This is a genomic window from Geomicrobium halophilum (assembly GCF_014207655.1).
Taxonomy (GTDB): domain Bacteria; phylum Bacillota; class Bacilli; order Bacillales; family Marinococcaceae; genus Geomicrobium; species Geomicrobium halophilum.
In genome coordinates, this window is record NZ_JACHHJ010000005.1 from 145,719 (window position 1) to 169,727 (window position 24,009).

Annotated in this window: 19 protein-coding genes and 3 pseudogenes; 19 read left to right on the forward strand and 3 right to left on the reverse strand. The window is 38.6% G+C overall.

The features are described from left to right. Positions 1-25: 25 nt before the first annotated feature. Positions 26-604 carry a TetR/AcrR family transcriptional regulator gene (locus HNR44_RS15400; RefSeq protein WP_184405240.1) on the reverse strand — a complete coding sequence of 193 codons (579 nt, stop codon included), beginning with the start codon at positions 602-604 and terminating at the stop codon, positions 26-28. A gap of 86 nt (positions 605-690) precedes the next feature. Here HNR44_RS15400 and HNR44_RS15405 point away from each other — a divergent pair, with 86 nt between their 5' ends. The 8 genes from HNR44_RS15405 (at position 691) to HNR44_RS15440 (ending at position 8,702) form a co-directional block, all read left to right on the forward strand. Then, complete coding sequence (locus HNR44_RS15405) at positions 691-1,905, forward strand: MFS transporter (protein WP_246407547.1); 1,215 nt, start codon at positions 691-693, stop codon at positions 1,903-1,905. 23 nt (positions 1,906-1,928) lie between these two features. Continuing rightward, complete coding sequence (locus HNR44_RS15410) at positions 1,929-3,083, forward strand: NADH:flavin oxidoreductase (RefSeq protein WP_246407550.1); 1,155 nt, start codon at positions 1,929-1,931, stop codon at positions 3,081-3,083. A 351-nt stretch (positions 3,084-3,434) separates the two neighbouring features. Next, positions 3,435-4,073, forward strand: coding sequence for an HIRAN domain-containing protein (locus tag HNR44_RS15415; protein WP_184405242.1), 639 nt, complete (start codon positions 3,435-3,437; stop codon positions 4,071-4,073). 565 nt (positions 4,074-4,638) lie between these two features. Then, entirely contained in the window at positions 4,639-4,905 is a 267-nt protein-coding gene (locus HNR44_RS15420; protein ID WP_343069543.1) for a hypothetical protein, read from the forward strand. After that, on the forward strand, positions 4,905-5,282 hold the full coding sequence (locus tag HNR44_RS15425; protein WP_184405243.1) for an aspartyl protease family protein: 378 nt from the start codon (positions 4,905-4,907) through the stop codon (positions 5,280-5,282). Before HNR44_RS15420 ends, HNR44_RS15425 begins: the two co-directional genes overlap by 1 nt. Positions 5,283-5,546: 264 nt before the next feature. Beyond that, complete coding sequence (locus HNR44_RS15430; RefSeq protein ID WP_184405244.1) at positions 5,547-6,500, forward strand: alpha/beta fold hydrolase; 954 nt, start codon at positions 5,547-5,549, stop codon at positions 6,498-6,500. Between the two features lie 566 nt (positions 6,501-7,066). Continuing rightward, the gene (locus tag HNR44_RS15435; protein ID WP_184405245.1) at positions 7,067-7,480 is read left to right on the forward strand and encodes a MarR family winged helix-turn-helix transcriptional regulator; all 414 of its coding nucleotides are present in this window, start codon (positions 7,067-7,069) and stop codon (positions 7,478-7,480) included. Between the two features lie 70 nt (positions 7,481-7,550). After that, positions 7,551-8,702, forward strand: coding sequence for an NADH-dependent flavin oxidoreductase (locus HNR44_RS15440; protein ID WP_184405246.1), 1,152 nt, complete (start codon positions 7,551-7,553; stop codon positions 8,700-8,702). 352 nt (positions 8,703-9,054) lie between these two features. On the opposite strand, the pseudogene HNR44_RS15445 reads toward HNR44_RS15440, so the two are convergent. Next, positions 9,055-10,254, reverse strand: a pseudogene (locus HNR44_RS15445) (IS110 family RNA-guided transposase). 524 nt (positions 10,255-10,778) lie between these two features. Here HNR44_RS15445 and HNR44_RS15450 point away from each other — a divergent pair. The 10 genes and pseudogenes from HNR44_RS15450 (at position 10,779) to HNR44_RS15500 (ending at position 19,845) form a co-directional block, all read left to right on the forward strand. Next, positions 10,779-11,537: a DUF5677 domain-containing protein gene (locus HNR44_RS15450; RefSeq protein ID WP_184405247.1), complete on the forward strand. Its 759-nt coding sequence runs from the start codon at positions 10,779-10,781 to the stop codon at positions 11,535-11,537. Positions 11,538-11,623: 86 nt separating this feature from the next. Next, the gene (locus tag HNR44_RS15455) at positions 11,624-12,202 is read left to right on the forward strand and encodes a hypothetical protein (protein ID WP_184405248.1); all 579 of its coding nucleotides are present in this window, start codon (positions 11,624-11,626) and stop codon (positions 12,200-12,202) included. A 315-nt stretch (positions 12,203-12,517) separates the two neighbouring features. Next, positions 12,518-12,748 (forward strand): annotated as a pseudogene (locus HNR44_RS15460) (transposase domain-containing protein); the annotation flags it as partial. 218 nt (positions 12,749-12,966) lie between these two features. Continuing rightward, on the forward strand, positions 12,967-13,209 hold the full coding sequence (locus HNR44_RS15465) for a hypothetical protein (protein WP_184405249.1): 243 nt from the start codon (positions 12,967-12,969) through the stop codon (positions 13,207-13,209). Between the two features lie 287 nt (positions 13,210-13,496). Next, positions 13,497-14,015, forward strand: coding sequence for an HAD-IIIA family hydrolase (locus tag HNR44_RS15470; RefSeq protein ID WP_184405250.1), 519 nt, complete (start codon positions 13,497-13,499; stop codon positions 14,013-14,015). Between the two features lie 145 nt (positions 14,016-14,160). Beyond that, a pseudogene (locus HNR44_RS15475) lies at positions 14,161-14,786 on the forward strand (transposase); the annotation flags it as partial. Positions 14,787-15,179: 393 nt separating this feature from the next. Further along, positions 15,180-16,169 carry an MFS transporter gene (locus HNR44_RS15480; protein WP_246407553.1) on the forward strand — a complete coding sequence of 330 codons (990 nt, stop codon included), beginning with the start codon at positions 15,180-15,182 and terminating at the stop codon, positions 16,167-16,169. A gap of 782 nt (positions 16,170-16,951) precedes the next feature. Then, the gene (locus HNR44_RS15490; RefSeq protein ID WP_184405251.1) at positions 16,952-17,356 is read left to right on the forward strand and encodes a VOC family protein; all 405 of its coding nucleotides are present in this window, start codon (positions 16,952-16,954) and stop codon (positions 17,354-17,356) included. 97 nt (positions 17,357-17,453) lie between these two features. After that, positions 17,454-17,783, forward strand: coding sequence for a hypothetical protein (locus HNR44_RS15495; protein WP_184405252.1), 330 nt, complete (start codon positions 17,454-17,456; stop codon positions 17,781-17,783). 1,084 nt (positions 17,784-18,867) lie between these two features. Beyond that, a complete protein-coding gene (locus tag HNR44_RS15500) occupies positions 18,868-19,845 on the forward strand; it encodes a hypothetical protein (RefSeq protein WP_184405253.1) in 978 nt (325 codons plus the stop codon). 229 nt (positions 19,846-20,074) lie between these two features. On the opposite strand, the gene HNR44_RS15505 is transcribed toward HNR44_RS15500, so the two are convergent. Further along, positions 20,075-21,622 (reverse strand): Na+/H+ antiporter NhaC family protein, encoded by a 1,548-nt coding sequence (locus HNR44_RS15505; RefSeq protein WP_184405254.1) that lies wholly within the window; start codon positions 21,620-21,622, stop codon positions 20,075-20,077. Positions 21,623-21,919: 297 nt separating this feature from the next. On the opposite strand from HNR44_RS15505, the gene HNR44_RS15510 reads away from it, so the two are divergent. Then, positions 21,920-23,806, forward strand: a complete 1,887-nt coding sequence (locus tag HNR44_RS15510) for a bifunctional 2',3'-cyclic-nucleotide 2'-phosphodiesterase/3'-nucleotidase (protein WP_184405255.1) — start codon at positions 21,920-21,922, stop codon at positions 23,804-23,806. Positions 23,807-24,009: the final 203 nt, after the last annotated feature.

The window sequence follows — 24,009 nt, forward strand, 5'->3', positions numbered from 1 at the left end:
CTCAGGATGTGCTTTCTATATTCTATCATCTGTTATGAGAAGGTTCATTCTTTATACCGTATAAAAATATGGAAGTAGCCTGATGATATAGGTACCGGCGTTCTTCCAGACTATGGCCTAAAGTATGAAGTTCAAGGCCCGAATACATCGAGGCCGCAGCCTTACTTATGGATTGGATATCTTTAATCACCCATTCATTTTCTTCATTTCCTTTTTTAAGAATGTCTTGAAAGTGTTGGATGTAGTTGTCATTCATTTGGTCAATCTTTTGTGAGATGCTTTGTGATTCATGTTCTTTTGCTAAAAATTCATTGACGGCATGACGAAGGGGATAATCAGCATCCACATAAGCAGAAAAATCTGCAAATGTGTGTAACATTTCACTCGCGGATTCGTCATCGTTTTTATGTTGAGCCCAAAGGGTATCCCATTCGTTTTCGTCTTCTTCAATGATCGTTAAGAATAACTCCTCTTTGTTCGTAAAGTGATGATAAAGGTTTCCTTTGCTGCTTTCGGAAGCTTTGACGATATCCCCAATGGATGTCGCTGTGAAACCTTTACGGATAAATATTTCTCGCGCGGCTGTCATGATTTTATCTTTCATGAAAAAACTCCTTTGTTGACATTATGAAGCCATTCACTTATATTATAGACCGAACGGTCGGTTTTGAAAAGGAAGAAGGTGAGACGTTGCTACAACATGGACAGCCGTTGTCACAGAATCGAATATTCATCTTACTATTGATTGCCGGCATTTTCGCCGTGATCGGCTTTAGTATGTTTTTAACGACGGTATCATGGTATGCCATAAGTGCGATGGGGTCGCCCACCGCGGTTGGCTTGGTTTTAATGGCTGCCACAATTCCTCGTTTGGTTATGATGATGTTTGGCGGCGTCGTTGCGGATAAATATAAGAAAACGACGATCATGTTTATGACCAACCTCATCCAGGCGTTTGTATTATTCAGTTTATATGTGCTTGTTGATAATGAGATTTTGACATTGACCGTTTTACTCGTTATCGCAGGGGTATTTGGAATGTTGGATGCCTTTTTTGGCCCTGCCAGTATGTCACTGATACCTAAAGTTGTCCCGAAAAAGCAGTTGCAGAGGGCAAATTCGATTTTTCAAGGGGCAGATCAAATTTCTTTTATTGTGGGTCCGATTTTTGCGGGGCTTATGATGGAATCTTTAGGTGTAGCTTCCAGTTTTCTTGTAGCTACAATCCTTGTATTTTTATCGGCTGTTTTTATTTTCCCTCCATTTATCAAGGAAGCGGCGGTTGATGAAAGAGTTTCGCAAAACCCTTGGCAAGATATGAAAGAGGGGATGAGTTTTGTTCGAAACTCGAGCTTTTTGCTAACAGGGCTCATTGTCTTGATCTCTTTGAACTTCTTTGTGTTCGGCGCTCTTCATATTGCGATCCCCTTGCTTGTGGATGTATATGGCGGTTCACCGTTAAACTTAAGTTTTATGGAGGCTAGTTTAGGCATAGGGATGCTTATTGGCAGTGTGTTATTGAGTATATATACGATTCAGAAACGACGGGGAGCAGTAACCATTTATGGTTTAATGGCTTCCTTAGGTCTTTTTATATTATTCAGTCTAGTGCCCTCTCTACCCTTTTTAACCGCGATTTTATTTTTTATCGGTTTTTCGATGGTATTTGTTTACGTCCCTTTCTTCACGGTAGCTCAGGAAAATACAGAAAATCGAATCATGGGAAGGGTTATGAGCATTATATTTCTAGCTATGAACGGATTCGACCCTGTATCTTATGGGATTGTCACCGGTTTTGTTTCGATAGGGATTCCTGTACAAATGGTGCTGTTTGGGCTAGGGGTCAGTGGCCTTTTGATTGCACTGACCGTATTTTTTAAAGCGCGAGAATTCCGCGAGGTTTAAAATAGTGGGCAATGAGGAAAACCATGCATAGATCACATGAAGGCAAGGTGAATGGAATGCGACGCTTTGAAGATACATTGTTCGATCAAGAACATATCAGCAATCATATTTTAAAAAATCGCTATATCGTTGGGCCTATGACGAGGGTAAGTTCAGAAGCCGATGGAACGCCAAATGAACGGGTCCATCAGTATTATGAACGTTTTGCTAAAGGTGGATTTGCCGCTGTGATTACGGAGGGTACGTATCCGGATACACAGTATAGTCAGGGCTATGAATATCAGGCAGGCCTGGCGACGGAGAAACATGCGGAGGCATGGGAGCCGATTGTGCGTGACGTGAAAGCTCATGGAGCAAAAATGATCGTTCAGCTCATGCATGCAGGCGGACAATCGCAGGGTAATTATTATACGGATACTTCTGTGGCTCCATCCCCCTTTCAGCCGCCGAGGAATAAGGTTGAGGTGTATGGCGGTAAAGGCGAGTTTCCGGTGGCGAAAGAAATGACAAAAGATGAAATCGAAGATGTTAAAGACAGCTTCGTTCAATCTGCGCGTTATGCACAGGCTGCAGGGTTTGACGGTATTGAACTTCATGGTGCCAACGGGTATTTACTCGATCAGTTTTTATCAGAGAATAGTAATAAACGCACGGATGAATATGGAGGATCGATTGAAAATCGCGTACGCTTGCTTGTGGAATTGATCGAAGACGTTCGTGAGGCAGTTGGTGAACAAATGATCCTAGGGATCCGCATTTCCCAACTGAAAGCGACGAACGGTACGTATAAATGGCCTGGCGGGGAGCAGGATGCAGAAGAGATATTCTCAAAACTTGGAGAAACGGATGTTGATTACATCCACCTTTCCGATGATGATGCAAGCACCCCTGGCTTTGGTGAGGGAACGATGACGATGTCAGAAGCAGCTAAACGGTTCTCAGGAAAACCCATTATTGCTTGTGGAAGTCTCTCCGACCCGGAAAAAGCCTCACGACTTATTTCTGAAGGTCAGTGTGATTTCGTTGCCATTGCCAGGCAAGCCCTGGCGAACCCAGATACACCGAATCGCGTGCTCAACAATAAACCACTGAACACGTTTGATGCCGACAGCATCATGAAGCCGAAAGCGTATGTAAAAGACGATGAGCTGTCCAAGGAATTGATGGAGAATGAATAATGAAGGAATAGAAATCTGATGTGATGGTTCTCACATCAGATTTTTTTAGCAGATAAGAAAGTATAAATCAATTTTCTTATCTGCATAAGTGCAATTAAAGCTTTCGCCATAAAAGCTTGGCGAAAAGCCAAGTTTTCTAATGAAAGCAAAATCAACGCTGGCCTTCATGTTGAGTGAAAATAAAGTGTTGAATTTTAAAAAAAGATCTTTAAAAAATAAAAAAGTCGTTTAAAATTAGAGGTGTTTGGGCGGGTTGTACACCCGCCCTTCAACTACATTACAATTAAAGAGCCAGATAATGGAATAAGATTCGATGCTGAATAAGATGCTGAATAGAAAGGGGTCAATAACATGGGTGTATTTGATTTTCTTTTTAAAAACAAAGAAACATCTCAAAACAATGAAACAGAAAAACAACAAGAGAACGTAACTCCAGAAATTAAAGAGGAATATAAAGGACCAATCCCTATTGGAGAAACTAGTTATTCAGTAACAAGAGAAGAGAAATATGGAATATTTGAATACATTGATTTCAAAATTGCAGGAACCTCTTTTTATCAAAAGACTATAAAAAAAGCTGTACAACAAGAAAAGGAAAATGGCATTTTCTTTGATGAAAAATATGATGGTATGACAAACAAAAATATTTTAGAAGAAACTTATAATGAACCTATTTTTGAATATAGTGATGCGTTATTTTCCAATTGCTCGTTACAATTAGAACCTGATAATGAATATGATTCAAAGGCAATAGCAGTCTATATAGATTCATTTATGGTTGGTCATGTTCCTAAAAAAAACTTCTCAGAGGGTAAAGAATACATATATGATCAATTAACTGGTGGATTAAAAGATAACCAAAAACTAAATTTTAGTGTCAGTCTAAGAGGTGGTAAATATAAAATAAACCGCGATGATGAAAAAGTTGATACTGGGGAATCTGATTATAAATTAGATGGACAAGTAACTATAAAAATCGAATATAACTAGCCTTAAGGCAGAGATTGCCATAAAGGCAAATCATTTTTGAAATACATTATGAAGTCAATACCAGCTAATGGGCGATCTTGATTTATTAAAATCGGCGCGCCATTACAGAATAAGACTTGTGCCATTTTTGCTTTTAAGGGGCCATTTAACGGCATAAGGTAAGGTGACCTTGAACTGCATAAAAGTTATATCTGTCTGCGATCTTCCGTTAACGAGCGCTTATAAGGAAGTGAGTAGACGAATTGCTCCACTAACAAGGCGCTTTTCTTTAATAAGGAATAGCGCCAATATCGCATATAAGGGCCATTATGTTGAATAAGGAACGGGTTATTTCCTCTCAGTTTTATGCTAAAATCAAAACAACTAGAGAGGAAATTAGGAGTGATTATAATGGATATTGGCACACAAACATCTTTAATAATCCGTCCATTTGACTTAGAAAATGATAATCTAGAAGAACTTACCATTGTTTTAAGTTCTTATAAGCAGTTAGCTGATTTGGTTTAATAGACTTGCTGTGTTCGGTATTATCACTTTATTTAATCATGGTAAAATATAAGTGGAGGTGACTCAAATAAATTGGGAAGATGTAAGCCAAGCTTTTCCAGAACAATGGGTTTTGATAGAAGCTGTTCGAGCGCATACTGACGAGAAAAGTGAGCGTATTTTAGACGAGATCACTCCTTTAAAAAAGTTTTCTAATTCTCCAGATGCTATGAAAGCATATCAAGAAATTCATCGAGAAGATCCTAAACGAGAATTATATGTTCTTCATACTCGCCGTAAGGAGCCTAACATCATTGAGAAAAAATGGGTGGGAGTTAGGCAATAGTGAAAAAAATAATCATTGAAGATGGTTTATTGCTTACGGATATGGAAATAACTTTTAACGGACAGTTGCTTCCTTTACAACGTGTATTAGTTGATACTGGATCAGGGAGTACAGTTGTATCAACAGACTTAGCAGAATCAATAGGGGTTGTAGCGGATGAAAATGACATGATATATCGTATTAGTGGTGTTGGGGGATCAGAATTTGTGTATTCAAAAACGGTTGATTCTGTAAGGATTGGAGATATGCAGACTGAAGATTTTGCATTAGAAATTGGTGCAATGAATTATGGTTTTAATTTAGCAGGTATCATTGGACTTGTTACAACGATTGAAAGCAATTATAAATATAGACGAATTGACATTACAATCAAATAGCTAACGGCAAGTATATTAGTGGACTTACTACTTGCCGTTTTTTAATTTGGGTTTGTCAGCTAAAGATGAGCTTAACTTTAATAACGATCTACCGCAATTGGAGCGCGATTGTTGTAATAAAAGCGAAGCCCGATCTTACGGAAAAGGTCAGATGTGGGGCAATCATCCGATCCGGTATTGCCTATTCGTTAAATGTAATTGAAACTTATCGATATAGTCGCGCGTAATTAGGTATAGGTTGTCATAAGGGAGTTGTTTTAATAAATGCAGCAAGACAGTAAGACGGTTTCTAAAGCGTATGTATATATAAATGAGGTGAAGCAAGGTTTAATTCTTGAAACCACAGATGAAAGCTTACCGGTTTTACTGGTGGTACACGGAGGGCCAGGTTATCCATTATTTCCAATCATTCAAGCAAATGATGTCCGATTACATCATCTGTTCACGGTTTGTTATTGGGATCAACGCGGCACAGGCATGTCCTATACGTCGGACAAAGAGAGCTTAACGATCGATCAACTTGTTAATGATACCATTGAAGTCAGCAACTATTTGATTCAAAAGTTCTCCAAGGAAAAGGTTTATCTGATGGGACATTCTTGGGGGACGATTATAGGCAGCAAAGCTGCTAGTATCCGTCCGGATCTTTTTCATGCTTATATTGGTGTGGGACAAATTGGATCACAGAGCGCGTCTGAGAAAGAAACCTACAATGTCATTTCTGAAAAGGTAAGAGCGACGGGAAACGAAAAGTGGATTTCCGAGATCAATAGCGTAAGTTATAGCGATGATTATTATAAAGATCGAAAATATTTTGCAACAGTTGATAAATATAGGAACAAGTTTGGGGGCGGTTTTTTACGTGAAGGATACCCCAATTCACAAGGTTTAAGAGATGTATTTGGTACGCGTCAGTACTCATTGAAAGAAAGAATGAACGTGTTCCGAGGTCTCACAAACGCGTATCAAGCCTTTGGCGAAAAGATGGCCAAGACAGATTTAGCGACTGAAATCAGTGAGATAAATACCGATGTCTATATATTTCAGGGGAGACATGATTATTTAACTACGCATGGCCAGGCATTGCGTTTCTATGAACATCTGAAAGCACCTAAAAAGAAATTCTATACTTTTGAAAATGCCTCACATTCACCTTTTATTGAGGAACAGTCGGCATTTTTAGAGAAATTACAAAACGAGGTATTGAGCAGCAGTTAGTACTTAGAAATTGTGTGATCTGACGTTTATTGGAATGACCATTGTTCTGCAAACGGGCGCATTAATGGAATAAAGATCAGCGGCCGATCTTGCGGAAAAAGCCATATTGTTGAAGGTGAGAAAGTATAGAAATGGAACGAGTCCAGGTTAAGAAGGCTCCTTATTAGGAGCCTTCTTATTGCTTGTCTATTCCTCTTGAATATTGAAAAGGTGGGATTACTTTATGAGTTAATCCGCTATCTTCTCTGCGTGTAAAGTCCAATAAGGATCATTAAGCAAATCTCTTAAAGTGGACATAACTTCAGGATTGTTATTTGAAATGCATTCCTCTTTGGCTAGTTATAGAAGATAATCTTAAAAATTTGTTTGCGCATGCATATAATATTTGTTAGAGTATCAATAAGAAAGATAAGTTAAGATTTCCTATCGTCGAAATGAAATACGTATTGTCTTCTATTATCAAGGATGAATGCTTCATAAAACTTCCTTAGCATATCGAAGTTCTTTGACTGCCTTTAGAGCCTCTCTAAAAGAGAGGCTTAGGACGTCTTGAAAGGATTTTAATCATGAATAATAATGAGTTGTTTAATGCTTGGCTTAATCTGACGAAATATCACGACCGTTTACTGAAAGCAATGGATTATAAACTTCAAGAGCAATTTCAATTAGGAATTAAAGAATTTTACCTTATGTATTACTTGGCACATTCAGAACAAAAGAAGATGAAGTTATCAGATTTAGTTCCAAAAGTGAGCCTTAGCCATAGTGCTTTATCACGCTTAGTTACAAGACTTGAACAATATCGAGGCGGGTCGTTAGTTGAACGCCAAACGTATGCAAATGATAAGCGATCTATTGATGTCTTTCTCTTGAAAAAAGGAGAACATTGCATTCATGAGATGGAAATGGTCCTTAATGATCACTTACAGTCTCGGTTGAGTGACAAAGATATACAAAATATTAAAAGGCTTCTAGAATAAGGCTTTTAAAACTGATTGTCCAGGGAAGGATACATGTCATACATGTAAATTTATAGGAGGCATTGTAGCAATGGATAAGAAATTTGCACCATTATTTGAAAAAGTAACATTACCTAACAAAGTAGAATTAAGAAATAAATTTGTCTTAGCACCACTCACCCATGTATCTTCGAACGATGATGGAACAATTTCTGATGTGGAAATTGATTATATCGAACAACGTTCTAAAGATGTAGGACTAGCTATTTCTGCAGCTAGTAATGTGACTGATTTGGGAAAGGCATTTCCTGGTCAGCCCTCTGTTGCACATGATTCAAACCTGGATGGTTTAAAACGATTAGCTGAAGCGATGAAGAAAAATGGGGCAACAGCGATTGTACAAATCCATCATGGTGGGGCAAAGTCACTACCATATTTAACACCAAATGGAGATGTAGTTGCTCCAAGTCCTATAACTTTACAAGGTGATGAGCAACATACACCATCCTATGAAAAAGAGGAACATCATGCCAGGGAAATTACGCCAGAAGAAATTGAACACACGATTAAAGCTTTTGGCGAGGCAACACGGAGAGTGATCGAAGCAGGGTTTGATGGTGTAGAAATACACGGGGCAAACCATTACCTCATCCACCAATTTGTTTCACCATATTATAATCGTCGTGATGATGCGTGGGGCGAAAACAGATTAAAATTCCCAATGAAAGTGGTAGATGAGGTTGTCAATACGGTTAAAGCTCATGCAAATGAGAATTTCATCGTTGGTTATAGATTTTCACCAGAAGAAGCAGAAACGCCAGGTATAACGATGGAAATCACAGAAGAATTGGTGAAAAATTTAATTGAAAAACCGTTAGATTTCTTACATGTTTCACTAATGGATGTACACGCTAAAACTCGTGAAGGTAAGTATCAAGGTGAAGAAAGAATTAAATTACTTCATCAATGGATTGACGGTCGTATGCCATTAGTTGGTATTGGATCAATATTTACTGCTAAAGACGCATTAGAGGCTGTAGAATCAAGAAATGTTGACCTAATAGCATTAGGAAGAGAAATCTTGTTAGATCATAACTTCATTAATAAAATACAGAATGGTAAAGAGGACGAAATCATGTCAGAATTCGACCCTTATAGAAAAGATAACCATGATTTACCACCTAATTTATGGGAACAATTTAATAAAGGTTTATATCCATTACCACGAACTGATGGGGAGTAGTCTTTAAAGAAACGCGATAAACGCCACGAAGTGAAATTGAAAAACTGTTTTCGGCGTTTTTCTCATAGTCATGACTGTACCTGTTTTTCAAATCATTTTTTGTAGCTGGATTCCTTTTGCTTATTTACATTGGACTGTCTATCTAGTCAAGTAAACCAGTAGAAGTGAATAAACAGCACGGAGCTATGGGTGCAACAAACAAATAAAATGATCTGCCGCAATACCAGCTAATATTAGTCAATAACCAAAACTAAAAAAGCCCACAAAAATGTGATAAGATAAAAAAAGACATGCCAAATAACCTTCCCTTTTCTAAATGGAAGGTTTTGGTATTTATGGTATTTGAAAACCTCTATTGTTCTACAAAAGCCTCTTTACGCTTTACCATGGCATGGATCCAGTGAAGAAGTTTATTAGCACAAGCGATAACAGCGGTCTTGTGTGGTTTTCCTTCTTCTCGTTTTCGATCATAAAAAGCCTTAAGCTTCGCATTGCGATTTTTGGTTAAACCGCACTGGACTGCTGTGAACATAGCTTGCCGAAGCCTTGATGAACCCCTTTTTGTGATTCGATTGATGGTAGCCTTAAACTTCCCGGATTCATGAACGCTCGGGTCAATCCCTGCATAGGCAACGAGTTTCTTAGGGTGCTGAAACTGATTGATATCACCCATCTCGGATAGGATTGTGGCGGCAATCTTACGCCCAATGCCAGGGATTGATTGGATGATGAGGTATGCTTCAAAGGTTTCAGCCAGAGCGTCTATCTCTTTTTTCAACTTGGATAGATGCTCTTGGTATTGGAACAGCATTTGAACGTACATCTGAAGGCTAACCAGATGACTTTGATAGGTGTTTCGTTTAAAAGGATTTCGTTCAGCTGCGTCCTTTAACAGGCGAGCCTTATGCCAAAACCACGCATAGGAGCGTTTCGCCCCTGTTTGTTGCATCTCCGCAGCCAGCTCTTCCTGTGTTGCGTTTTTGACATCGTAAGAGGTCGGGTAACGAAGCAAGGTGGTTAAGGAAATATTGGCATACAAATCGCTAAAAACGCTTTGGTATTCAGGGAAAATCTGCTCCAATGTGGCTTGAAACTGAAGTTTGATTTGTACATAAGTTTCGGTTAATGCTTGATGTTGTCTGGTTAAGTTGCGTAAGTTCATGGTCTGTATCGTTTTCTTTTGAAACACTTCCAGGTCTTCTTTGTAGTAAAGCTCACACAGGTGATGCGCATCAATGGCGTCTGTTTTCACTTTGCGCAGGCTCGTCTTTTTCGCTTCATAGGAAACGACCGGGTTAATCAAATAGTAGGTCACCTCGCGTTCTTCAAGAAACTGAAGCACGGGCTCATGATAGTGCCCGGTTGACTCAAAGATGACGACTGGTGCCCGTCCAGACACACGCTCAACGTCTTGATAAAAACGGTAAAATTCATGTCATCCGTGAAGGTTGTGTGCGAACTTGAAGCTTCTCTTATAGGGTTTTTTCCTTTGTAAAAAGGCTAGGACCTGGCTTTCTCCTTTGGCAATATCCAGGCCAATGACAGGATCCATCTTTTATCACTACTTCCTCAATGTATTTGCCGGTGTTTCCCTCGCTCATCTTGTAGTTTCATAGCTTCGCTTGTTATACGGGATCGATGTCCCAACCAGCCTCAAACATGTTTCTACAAGGAGGGGGTGAACAGTATTACGGACGGGATCGGATCCCACGAGCGCTTACGTTCTACCCCGGCTCCCTCCAGAATAAAACCTATGAAAAATAGGTCAACCAGAAATGACTGGCTGACCTTATAATACGATACGAGCGCTTATGCGGAATAATGATCAGCGTTTGATCTTGCAGGCCAGATCGAACAAAGGGATACAACAAGAATATCCCCCTTAAAATAATACCGAAATTATTGAGATATCCAAAACCTCAAGGGTATACAAAGTGCAATATTATCAAGCATGTGACAGATTATAAAATTGTAAATGACCATAGCACTTTATCCATTCGGATGGACTTTTTAATTATATGCAGGATTTTGGTTATTCTTTGTCGAAGTGTGTTTGGTCGAAAGGGGATTAATCAAATGGAAAAATTATCTAATTACGAAAGGGAACATATTAGAATTTCCAGGGAATTATTAGAGTTAATAAGCGAAAGTACAACATTTTTATGTATGGAAAATACTTTGAAGGGCCATTTTTATCCATTATTCTCATCTTTCAGGCGGTCTTTATATACAGCCGAAACAATTCTGAATGAAGATCGGTGGGAAAATTCATACTTAGAGTCTTTACCTTTAGCAAGAACAATGTTGGAACGATATTTCCACATGGCTTATATTCTCAAGGAATATAACGAAAGTGCGAAATTAGGAAAAGAATATGAAGATCTAGGGAAGTTCATTATGTATCGACTGTGGAAATATCACCCCGCGGATGACTCTAAAAAGTTTTTGTCTAATTTCGAAAAATACTCGTACTTGGAAAATCAGGGTAAGGGTGATAAACCAAGAAGTCCACTTTCTATGGCAAGAGATTTAGATGAAGAGGATTACTATAACAGAACTTATAGCTATTTGAATAGCTTTATTCATTATAATCCTCATACGAACTTTAATTATGGTTCTTTCAATGAAGATGGTGTTTTTGTGTACAATGATATTAAAGAATATAAAGGCAATCGTATAAGTACTATTATGCTGATGGGTGACATTGTATATAGGCTTGCTGATCATGTAAATAAAACTGAGAGTTCAAATTTAATTAGTAATACGTTAAGTTCCTTACAAGTTAACAAGGTAAATTTAAGCTCAGAATTATTTCATAACGTTTCTACAGAGTAGGTGGTAACCACTATAAATAAATACCTTATACAATACAATAGAGCAAAGAAATTTCTAATAATACTTTTTATATGGAGGAAATAATAATGGATCCAGCAACAGATTTAGCGTTAACTTTTGGGAAAATAATTGGGAGAAATACTTATGAGTGGGCTACTCATAAACTAAGAAATGCAAGGGAAGCGAAAACACTGGAAGAACAAAAAGAGATCTATGACGAGATTGTAGAAACCCTTCTCGATGAAAAATCTGATTTGCAAAATGTAGCCAGGCAGTATAAAGATCTTTATGAACAGATCAGTATTACATCAGAAGATATTGACTTATTGAAAAACACCATAAGAAGGGTTGTTGAACTTTTCAATCAAGCACCAGATCGTGAAGAATTAATACAAACAAAGATGAACGAGACTGGATTTAATAGGGGAGATATTGAAATTCAAGTTGATAGATATCTTAATAAACAAAAAGAGCAAGCTGAAAAGGTCGAGCAGTTTATTGCACTTGTTGATAACGACACATTGCAGACTATGCAACTTTTAGGATTCAATTATAAAGAAGCTATAGGAAAGCCATTAACAGAGGTTTGTTCAGATTTCATTTATTCAAAGCTAGGAAATCAAAACTATAGGAATGAAGCAGATGAAAGCGGAGATGATAAATGAAGTTCTGGAGGGTTATATAGAATACAAAAAGAACGTACCACGCTTATCACCTCAAAGAAAGACATGGTAAACGCAAAAATTTTAAGGGTAAATGTGACTCTCTTTAAAAACCTTAGTGTCATTGTGGTAACAAAAAATTAGTAACTCTTCCAGAATCGAAGCGCCTATCCGGAATAATGTTGCGCCCGATATTGCTTTAGATGGACTATTATGTGGAGTGAAACAATAATTCAGACTTATCAAGGCGGGGAAGGAATTTTATTTTGTTGACGTTGATGTTGAACATAATTTCTTTTATGTGCTTAAGCACATAAAAGAAAAAATTGGCTTTTCAGCAATACTGCCAAAGGTGCGAAGGCTAGCGCCATCATTTACAGTGTCGTGGAGACAGCCAAGGAAAATGGATTGAATCCGTTCAACTACCTCAGCTATCTGTTTGAGGAACTTCCCCATAGGGATACGACGGATAAGGAGCAGTTGGCTCAACTTCTGCCATGGTCATCAACACTCCCGCAGGCGTGCTACGTGCCCAATCAATCTAAATAAAGCATACCTGAAACCCCCATCTGTCCATAGGTGGGGATTATTTGACGCTTACCGAGAAAGGATTATTTTATAGGAACATTCCTCGCTTCCAGGGATTATCGATTGTGAGACCGGTCATTACCTTATTGGTTTCTCTGTTGGAACGATTTATTTTAACAAATGTGCTGAATTTGAGTTATAAAGTATAGGATATTAATGCAATATTAAATGAAGTGTTAGTGGATATAGATGATGATATTGGTGGTGTTATTGCGGAATTAGTCCTTTCGGTTATATTAAGCCCTAACGTGGATCCTTCTGGTAACTGGGTGTTGGCTATTGGTGTATTTGCTTTGAACATCTTTATATTTTACTTGCTAGGCTGGTTGATTAGTGTAGGCTTTAAAGCAGGCGGTACAATCCTCGGGTTAGTATTTATTGTCCTTGCTTTCGGTATAAATCTCTTAAAGATGCTTTATTAAGAATATCTTTGGATTTACCTGTGTCAGGCCGGTCTTTAGCATTAGACTCTCTCTCATTAGGAGTGACGTTACAGGTATCCTGTTATTAATAGTTATTTCTATATGGATCATCCGTCAATTAACGAAAAATATTACTACAATGATGTAAAAAGCCGATACTTTATCAGCTATTTACTGCTTGGTTGTGGTTATGAAGTAAAATTTTTTGTTCAGCAAACGAGGCGCTTTAGTGGAATAAGGGGCTGTACCCTTATTGGGCATAAGTGCTACTTAGATTTCTGGAGGAATTGGCGTTTAAAATTGCATTTTTTGATAGAGATGGCACAATCATTGAGGATTATCCAGATCATGAATGGACAAATGTAAAGCATCCGGTGTTTATAGATGGGTCAATAAATACATTAAAGTATGTTGTAGGAAAAGGATATAAAATCATTATTATCACAAATCAATATATTATTAATGAAGGCTCTATTACGATCGACCAATACCATGATATTCATAACCAAATGATAAGTATCCTAAAATCTGAAGGTGTAGACATACTTGATGTCTTTTATTGTCCTCACGGAAAATCTGAGGATTGTCCATGTATAAAACCTAAAGTAGGAATGATTGAGCAAGCAATCCATAAATACCCTAAAATTAATTTGGATGATTCTTTTATGATTGGAGATTCTTTAGTTGATGTTGAATTAGCGATGAATATGGGAATTACAGGCTTTGGGATCGGAGTCGGTTCTAATTATACAGAAAGCAATATATATCAGTTGAACGCTACAGAAGAATTAAACCATTTTATTTAAAACTTGGATAAATATATTAACCAACGGAAAGATTGCAGTCCGAAGTAATAAAATATAACCTTATACCCTATCGGCATGTACTTCGTTGTATATTTCGATTGTTGAATAAAGAATGAACTTATTTGGCATTCAGGAATGATATGAGATGGAACCTACCCGCCGTTATGACGCGATTATTTCCGCGATTGATTTGGATGCGATTTGTCATGTAGGGAACAAAAAATCCCAACTTGGTGCGCCAGAAGAATTAAATTACGCAGCCATGGTATTTCTGTTTTTATCCGATATGTCGAGCGGATCCCAACGATCAAAGACCTGGTGAAACGCTTCGATGAAGATATTGCTTTCAAGATGAATTGCGGGATTCTCGTTTCCGATAACACGCCTTCTGAAGCCTCCTATTCCCGACTATTAACGAAACTGAGCGAATCTACGATCTTAGAAGAAGCCCAAGAAAAAGTCGTTCTTCAAGCGATTGCGGAAGGTTTCATCATCGATGACACCGTCGCTATCGATGCGACCCATTTCGAAGCACGGGATCAAGCTCCACCTAAAGAAGAAAAGCCAAAGCCAGAACCCAAAAAACGCGGACGTAAATCAAACGAAGAACGTGAACAGTGGCTCATCGAACAAGCGGAAAGAGAAACGAATCGGCCCCTATTTGAAAAGAAAATCGATGCTCAGTTAGACGTATCCTTCACTGAATTACGCACGGAAGTCCCTCAAGAACCCAAGTGGGGGGTGAAAAAGAACAGTGAAGGAAAGAACGTTCGGGCACTGTTCTAAAACTATTTGAATTGTAGTACAATATATTCATACTAAAAAGCGATGAAGAGAAGAGTACATGTAGCTAAGCATTACAGAGAACCCCGTTTGCTGCGATGGAGGATGTACGGGTACATGGAACCAAACCTTGGAGCTGCACATATGATACCGTTTTTATGACGATTGATGATGTGCCGGTTTCTCCCGTTATAGAGATAGAGTATATCCTACAGTATACACTGCAGGCGTACTTGAAAAGGTTTTTGTGGTGACACAAGAACAAACTGGGGTGGCACCGCGAACTTCTAAATTCAAGGAGTCTCGTCCTCAAGTCTAATGACTAGGAGGTGAGATTCTTTTTTGTTGTTTCAAAACATCGAATTTAGGGGTGAGTGAGATTTGAAGCGGTGGAAAAATCCCTTATTGCTTCTTTTAGGTATTGGTGTATCAAATTTAGGTGCTTGGGTTTATTTAATCTCGCTAAACTTGGTTGTTTTGGATATGACAGGCTCGCCATTAGCGGTATCGATTCTGTACATCCTTATACCAGTTGCCACTATATGTACTAATTTTTGGTCGGGAAGTTTTATCGATAGATTAAATAAGAGGAATCTGATGATTTCCTTAGACTTAATGAGAGCGATATTCATATTTTCGCTTCCATATATGGATTCTCTTATTTTAATTTATGTATTTGTGTTTATCATCAATATTGCAAGTTCAATTTTTGAGCCTACATCCATGGTCTACATGACGAAGCTTATACCTAAAGCAAATCGTCAAAGATTTAATGCACTTAGAAATTTCATTAATTCAAGTGGTTTTATATTAGGACCTTCAATTGCGGGTTTTCTGTTTATTTTAGGATCCCCGTATTTAGCCATCCAATTAAATGCTCTTGCATTATGTATATCAGCCTTAATAATCCTTTTACTTCCGAACTTGGAATTAAGTAGACAAACAGTAATGTCGGAAAAAGTAAACATAAAACTAATAAGAAATGATTGGAAGCAAATTCTTAGTTTTAGTAAATCAAACCTGCACATTACGTTGGTGTACATTCTCTTTAATGGGATGACTGTATTTATGACTGCTTTAGATTCTTTAGAGGCAGCATTTGCAACTGAAGTGCTTTCATTATCTGAAAGTGCGTATGGGTTTTTGGTAAGTATTGCGGGAATAGGGATCATAGCTGGTTCGTTAATAAATGCTTTATTCGTTAAAAACTTAAAACTTAATATATTAATCGGCGTTGGTGCTATATTTACGCCGGTTGGTTATTTGATTTTTGCGTTTTCGCATGACTTTATGTTTGCATCTATAGGCTTTTTCACTCTAACCTTTGCCCTGTCATTCGCAAACACAGGTTTTTTAACTTTATCAAAATAATGTCCCAGTAAACATTATGGGGAGGTTTTCGAGTGTTTTAGGTATTTTAGAAGCTGTGCTAATAATTTTACTTACGGCAGTGATTGGGGGTTCAGCTGATCTATTTGAAATTCGTCCAGTTTATATCATTGGTTCATTTGCATTTTTGACTTTAGGATTGATGATTAATCTGGTTGTATTTGATAACTCGAAAAGTAAATACTATAGCCAAAAACAAAGTGAAGGACGTGTTGGATAAAGGTAAGGTTAGACGTCACTTATAATCCTGTATACCAGCTTATATGTGACCTATCTTTCTTCCACTAAAGGAGCGCTTTAATGGAATAAAGTTGTAGCAGAATAAGGTTATTTATATTCGAGGGGGGTATCTATATGGATTTTAGTTTAACCTTGTTAGCCTTAAGCATTGCTGCTGCAGGGTACTTTATAGGTAATGGGCTTAAAAACTTTAAAAATCCAAATGCAGAAGATAGTCTTAGTGATTAATGATGATAATGAACACGAATTGATAAAGGAAAAAATGTTCATTATTTTATGGGAATACCGAAAGAAGATGCAAAAACATTAATTCAGGAATATTCTGACATAAAATACGTTCTTATAAATGATAAGGTGTACTATCCTAAAGCAAGATTGCACGAATGGTTAAAAGGTTTAGGAGAGTAACCCCTTGATAGCTTACCACAATCGGGCGCAAGAGTTGAATAACTCATTGTGCCTTTATCGGGCCAGATTCTTGAACAACGATAGTTATTAACATAAAGCAGAAAGTTGGTTACTACATGGAATTTAACGACTTCACAGCAGCTCAAGTTAGAATAGCTAGGCCGACAGAAAAATTTGAAGAGGTCATTGATTTTTATGTAAGTGGATTAGGACTTAAACAAATACAGCAATTTAAAGGGCATAGAGGGTATGAGGGAGTTATTATTGGATTACCAGATGTTAATTATCACTTGGAATTCACCCGTCATATTGACGGAAGTCCATGCCTTGCACCTACTAAAGATAATCTGTTAGTTTTCTATATAACTGATAAAAATGAAATAAATAAAGTATCTGATCGATTACAAAAAATGGGATATGGAGAGGTGGAACCTGAAAATGGATACTGGAAAGAGCAAGGAATTACCATAGAAGATCCAGATGGCTGGCGAATAGTGTTAATGAATAGATCGTTTGAGTAATTTAGGGTCGGAACTTTCTTAGTTCAACTAAAGGGCGCTTTAATTGAATAAAAGATGTACCATAATCACGCTATATTGTTCAACAAGGGGGTTTTTGATGGAGGATGAGACGGAACATAATCGGGTAAGTAAGAAGGTGTTTATTCAGCATGCTATTCTTATCCCTCTTTTTGTTTGTGTCGGCATTTTTTTTCATTCCTTGTTTAGAGATGGGGATCTAAGAAGTCTCGTTGAGATAGTTAGCTTTTTTATATTTTTCTCGATAGTTAGCACATTATTTTGGCTTGTATTCCGAAAACGGTTGGTAAAACAAGAGAAGCAGAGAATAGCAAATAAAGGTTCAGGAAGAAATCTTAAAAATAATGTTTTATATTTTGGAATTATGATTTTAATACTTTTTGTTTTATGGGGGATTATTTCCTTTTAAAACGGTCTTCTGCAAAAAGGGAAGTGGGTACTTATGAGGGAGACTACAAATAAAAAGAACAAACCAATGAAAAAAACACAAAAGCTGATTTATAGCATAATTTGTCCTTTTATTGTAGGGTTTGTGGTTTAAATTATTAACCTAATTGAAGGTGAACCATTCCGGTTAGAAGTTGCGTTGCCGATTATGATTGGAGTATCAATACCTCAATGGATTGGTATATGGTTCCTGCATGATTTTTATTGGAGGAAATCAAACAAAGAAGGAAGTGAAAAAAAGAATCAAGGTTTAAGGTATACAATATTTTGGCTACTAGCTCTATCTATGGTCTTGTTTATCATTTTGTATTTTAGTTAGTTTATTATACAAAAATACTGATGTGATGGAGATCTGAGTTGTAAAGCAAACGAGCTTAATTGAACAAGTTCGTCCTTCTGCATAAGGCCAGATTGTTGCATAAACCCTAAAGTTTTTGCTTATGATGAAAAATTTTACAATGTATGCTTTTCTTAAAAATGAGAAACGAAATTAGGAGTTATTATGGTGATACAGGGAAGCTTTGTGTACATAAGACCTATCGAAGATGAAGATATGGAAACTCTTCATCAATTAATTTATCACAAATTTCGTATGCAATGGATGGATTAATGTAAAAAGTAAAGAACTATTTTTTGATTAATCCGCATGTTTGAACGGAACAATGAGGTTTCACGGCTCCAACGGTAAAGAACTTTATTTTCACTTAACACTTCACGGCTTACGTTTTCATGCGGGTGGGTCGAATATTTCAGCGGTATCTTTTTCATTATTCGGCGGAGGTAACGGGGGATTCGGCACCCAGGATGATGATTCCGCGAGACCAACAGGGGTTTCGGCGAAAGTACAGATCCTTCGGCATGTGATCTGGAATTAAACGGGGGCATAAAGGTGAACTTCCATTCTATCATTAATATGGTCGCAAACCAGCTTCACTTAAGTATTTAATACTATATCATAACAATAAATGGAATTTTTTATAGGAATATAGTAGAATATACGATAAACATACGCTAATTTTTCGAGCGAGAGAGGTTGAGTCGTACATATGAAAACATGTAACAAAGTGATCGCTATTCCCCTATTTAGTCTCATCGTTGTAGGGTGTAATAATGGTGAAGAAGCAGGTGAGATTCAAGAACCGGACAGAGGAAATGATGAGGAAGAAGTAGCTGAAATTCAAGAGCCGGACAGAGGAAATGATGACGAAGAAGCAGAGGAAGTTGATGAAGTAGTTAATGAAGACGCAGAAGAAGTCGATGACAAAGCGGATGCGGATGAAGGTGAAACTGAAACCGAGGTGGAGGAGAGCGTTGATGTAGAAGAATCAACTGAAGAGTCTGGTAATACAGATGAGGAAGTTGAAAAGGCTCGCAACGAAGATAATAACGAAGAGACAAATGAAAATGATGAGCTCACAGGAGAAGAGATTTTAGAAGCTGCCATTGCAGCGGAAAAGGAGCGGGATGCTCTTTACGTTGAATCGGTTATTGAAGTTGATGACGGTGAAAATGTAATTGAAGATCATATTAAAGAGTGGACGTTCTTTCACGATGATGGCTCGGTTGAAGTGCGTCAAGAACTAGATGGAGTGGATCAGCCTACCTACTTCACAGCTAGCGATGGAGAGTATACCATTATGTATACCGAAGGAGAAGATTCCGCTATACGGATTGATGAGACGGGCATCGATCAAGACCCTGAGGAGCTTGTTACGCAAAGGACTCAATTAGAAAGCCTGGTAGGAAAGGAAGCTGCCTATAATGGTGAGGATACGGTGAACGGATATGATACGTATCATGTCACCTTTGAAAATACGGATTACTGGTTGGAACAAGAATCTTATGTCGTGATCAACCAAGATCTTGAATATATACCTGCTGTCTTGGAGTTTGAAGTGGACCCAGAGTATTCTGAAGAGCTCGTATCGCTTGAGGATGTTCTGCCGGACGATGTGGAGATTATAGAACAGGATGCCAGTGAAATGTATGGAGAAGACCATGGGGAAGAGGAACTTGATGATTAAAATAGAAAATCCCGAATAAGAACCTTTGGTTAAAGTGCGTGTTCAAAAAGGAGGACAAAAAGAGCCGAGAAGTTCAAGCAAGCTGACGCAGAAATTCGACGGCTCTGGAATCCTCTTCCTCGAATCATCCTCGCACGATGAAAAAGTGATTTTCTCTTTCGAGGAAGTTTTCCCGGACTTTTTGAACATCCTTTTAAAGGTTCTTACGCGGGTGCCTCCTTCGCTGTATTCATGAAGTAGTGTTTTGGTCAGGGATTTTTTTGCCCCACATACGATTGAGAACGAATGCGAGTGCGATTAGAGCAACTAGGCCGGCCCCAAAAGCCATTAAGATGGACTCTGTAAATCCAGCAACAATGAAAGCAATAATCCCACTGACACCAGCGGTTAGGGCATACGGAAGCTGGGTATTCACGTGATCCACTAAATCACAAGAGGCCCCTGCTGAAGAAAGAACCGTCGTATCGGAAATGGGAGAACAATGGTCTCCGAAGATTCCTCCGCTCAATACGGCAGCAATGGCTAATGGTATCGATAGCTCTAGCGAAACAGCGATAGGCATCGCAATCGGAATCATGATGGCAAAAGTGCCATAAGCCGTACCCGTTGTAAATGCAACGACACCGGAAATGATAAAGATGAGCGCTGGAATAATGCCTGGGGTGACCAGTTGTTCAGCATAGTGACTCACAAATTCCGCGGTACCGATCTCAGAGGCAACATCTCCGATAGACCAGGCGAGTATTAAGATGATAAAAACAAGAGTCATTCCTTTAATCCCGCTCATGTAAATCGATACCGCTTCTTTAAAGGAAAATAGCTTTTGACTCATTCCCATGATCAGTCCGAGAACACCAGCGGTAAATGCGGCCATGAGAATGGACATTGCACCGTCTGCTTCACCAATGGCTGTTACCACATCATTTTCTGGGTAGCCGCCCGTCCATAAAAATAGGGGAGGAATCAGCGCGATTAAGACGATCAAAGGGACGACCAGATTGCTTAATTTTGGCTTGGTTGTTACAGGCTCTACTTGTGTAATTTCATCAGCAGAAGGCGATTGCGCATCGTCTCGCTTTACCTTCCCTGTGGTTACTGTACGGAACTCCGCTTTAGCCATCGGTCCATAATCGAATTTTAAATAGATAATAATGAATACGAACAGAACAGCAAATACTGCGTAAAAGTTAAACGGGATCGTCCATAGGTAAGTGATATATTCTGATTGAGAAATACCGAGCTCAACAAATTGAGAACCGATCAAACCCATGACAAAAACGACCCAAGTGGAAACGGGAACGAGCAAACAGATAGGTGCAGATGTAGAATCAACAATGTAAGCCAACTTCTCCCGGGAAATTTTCATTTTATCTGTAACAGAGCGCATGACACTTCCAGCCGTTAACGCATTAAAATAATCGTCAATGAATAAAACCAGTCCTAATACCCCTGTAGATCCTTGGGCTCCACTCCGGGTTTTTACCTTCCTGGAGATGGTTTGAGCCAAGGCTTCAGCTCCGCCCGTTCGTTGAAAGAAAGCAATTAATACACCAAATAAGGCTACATAAACCAAAACGGTCGCGTTCCACTCATCTCCTATCGCAGGAATAATAAAATCCTGAAAGGTAACATAAATGCCCATGAATGGATTCCAATCCGACAACATCGTGGCTCCAATCCATATTCCAGCGAATAAAGAAGGGATGACATTACGAGTTAAAATAGCGAGAATAATGGCCAGCGCTGGAGGCAGCAGCGTTAAAATGCCGAATTCCATGTATACACACTCCTTTCTTTTATTATAGAGACATCAATCTAACTCCCGGTCTCTCGTCACTCGCTCTAAGATTTTATCATTTTCTCTTATATTATACGACATTCTTTTACTGGAAACCTGCTTTTCCAGATCATAATATTAAAAAATTCCGAAAAGTATAAAGTTAGAGCTTTTGGATCAAGTTTTTTCGAATCGCACGGTCTCAATGATTACATCTTCTCGATTTTTGTATGAAAACTTGTCTTTGTTATCTTCCATTGATAACCTATTGTCAAATGTAGGAGAGGAGATCAAGAAATGGGAAAAAAATTATGGATACCTATACTCGTTGCAGTAGCGGCAATTATTGCTGTTACAATGTTCGCGAGCAGTAGTGATGATGATACGACAAGTTCTGAGGTATCTAATGAATCAGAGACAGACGTATCAACTCTTGCTATTTTAGGGACGACTGATATTCATGCTCATGTACTTCCTTATGACTATATGAATGATGAAGAAGATGATTCCATAGGTCTTTCTAAAGTTTATTCTGTTATTGAAGAAAAAAGAAGTGAGTATGACCACAACATCCTTATAGATAATGGAGATACCATTCAGGGAAGTATCCTAGGTGATATGCCTGCTCAGATTGAGGGGTTAGAGGAGGACGAAACACACGTTATTATGGACGTGATGAATGAAATCGATTACGACGCTGCCGCGATCGGTAACCATGAATTTAATTTTGGGCTTGATTTTCTGAATCAAACGATCAATGATGCCGATTTCCCCTGGTTGAGTGCGAATGTTGTAGAACCGGGAACAGAAGATCCAGTCTATGAACCGTACACCTTAATGGAAAAAGAGATAGACGGAGAAGAACTTACCATTGGAATGATTGGTTTTGTCCCGCCACAGATTATGCAGTGGGATTATGCCCATCTGGATGGTGAAGTGGAAACGATGGAAATTGTAGAGGCAGCTGAAAAACATGTTCCAGAAATGAAAGAAGAAGGTGCAGATATTGTAGTTGCCATTAGTCATACCGGGATTGATGATGGGGATCATCCAAGTGAAAATGCGGCCATCCCTCTTAGCGAAGTTGATGATATTGATGCGATGCTTCTCGGTCATCAACACTCCGAATTTCCTTCTGATGAAGATTACAATGGTATGGAGGGTGTCGATCCAGATGAAGGGACCATCAATGATGTGCCTACAGTAATGCCAGGTTCGTGGGGAAGTCATCTTGGCGTCATCACACTTGATCTGCAGTATGATGATGAAGAATGGACGGTTGAGACTGCAAACGCTGAAATTTTCAGCACTGCAGATGCCGAATCTCATGATGATGTTGAAGAAATTGCTCGGGAAGTGCACGAGGACACAATTGAATATGTGAATACTCCGGTTGGAGAAACGGCATCTTCTATGCATACGTATTTTTCAAGAGTGGTTGACAATGAAGTGGTTCAACTGATTAATGATGCACAACTCGATTATATAGAATCCTTACAAGAAGATGGGGAGCTTGAAGAAGAGGTACCGCTGCTATCAGCCGCTGCTCCATTCCGTGCAGGTAGAGGCGGGGACTTTACCTACGTTGATGAAGGCAGCATTGCCATTAGTGATATGAATGATATTTATGTCTATCCAAATACGTTACACGTGATAGAAGTAAATGGAGAACAACTTAAAAACTGGCTTGAATATTCAACGGCTAATTTCCACCGGATTGATCCGGACAGTGATGAAGAGCAAGATTTGGTTAATCTCGATTTTTCAAGCTACAATTTTGACGTGATCGAGAATGTTAACTATGAGATTGACGTAACAAAAGAAGAGGGAGAACGGATTCAGAATTTAAGCTATGACGGTGAGGACGTAGGGACAGACGACCGCTTCTTTGTTGCGACCAATAATTATCGAGCCGGCGGTGGCGGTGGACACCTTGATGAAGACATTGAAACCGTGCTTGAAACAACAGAAGAAAACCGGCAATTGGTGATCGACTATGTGATTGATCATGATGGTCCCCTTGATATTGAGCCTTCAAATAATTGGGAGCTCTCCCCGATTGAGGCTGAAGGGGAGGTTCTTTTCGAAAGTGCTTCTGAAGCTAAAGAATACACCCAGGAATACGAGAATATTGAATTTGTAGAAGAAGGGGACGGAAATGAGGCTGTATTTACGATTGAATAGAGGAGCAGCAATTATGCCCTGAATGATGAATAAAAAGGAAATGATTCAGCAGCTGTGTTGATAGGACGCAGCTGTTTATTTGCGTCTTGTGCGACAAGTCTTATTCCAATCGTTTTTCTCTACTTTTCTCTTTGAAAATGTTATAACAGAAGAGAGGATAAGCAGTAAAAGGAGAACGTTACCTGAGATAGCATCCCCGGAAC

Bases quoted from the DNA above. Each gene is read 5' to 3' on its own strand.
- HNR44_RS15400 (WP_184405240.1), bottom strand. From the start codon at position 604: ATGAAAGATAAAATCATGACAGCCGCGCGAGAAATATTTATCCGTAAA.
- HNR44_RS15410 (WP_246407550.1), top strand. From the start codon at position 1,929: ATGCATAGATCACATGAAGGCAAGGTGAATGGAATGCGACGCTTTGAA.
- HNR44_RS15415 (WP_184405242.1), top strand. From the start codon at position 3,435: ATGGGTGTATTTGATTTTCTTTTTAAAAACAAAGAAACATCTCAAAAC.
- HNR44_RS15430 (WP_184405244.1), top strand. From the start codon at position 5,547: ATGCAGCAAGACAGTAAGACGGTTTCTAAAGCGTATGTATATATAAAT.
- HNR44_RS15435 (WP_184405245.1), top strand. From the start codon at position 7,067: ATGAATAATAATGAGTTGTTTAATGCTTGGCTTAATCTGACGAAATAT.
- HNR44_RS15440 (WP_184405246.1), top strand. From the start codon at position 7,551: ATGGATAAGAAATTTGCACCATTATTTGAAAAAGTAACATTACCTAAC.
- HNR44_RS15450 (WP_184405247.1), top strand. From the start codon at position 10,779: ATGGAAAAATTATCTAATTACGAAAGGGAACATATTAGAATTTCCAGG.
- HNR44_RS15455 (WP_184405248.1), top strand. From the start codon at position 11,624: ATGGATCCAGCAACAGATTTAGCGTTAACTTTTGGGAAAATAATTGGG.
- HNR44_RS15490 (WP_184405251.1), top strand. From the start codon at position 16,952: ATGGAATTTAACGACTTCACAGCAGCTCAAGTTAGAATAGCTAGGCCG.
- HNR44_RS15495 (WP_184405252.1), top strand. From the start codon at position 17,454: ATGGAGGATGAGACGGAACATAATCGGGTAAGTAAGAAGGTGTTTATT.
- HNR44_RS15500 (WP_184405253.1), top strand. From the start codon at position 18,868: ATGAAAACATGTAACAAAGTGATCGCTATTCCCCTATTTAGTCTCATC.
- HNR44_RS15505 (WP_184405254.1), bottom strand. From the start codon at position 21,622: ATGGAATTCGGCATTTTAACGCTGCTGCCTCCAGCGCTGGCCATTATT.
- HNR44_RS15510 (WP_184405255.1), top strand. From the start codon at position 21,920: ATGGGAAAAAAATTATGGATACCTATACTCGTTGCAGTAGCGGCAATT.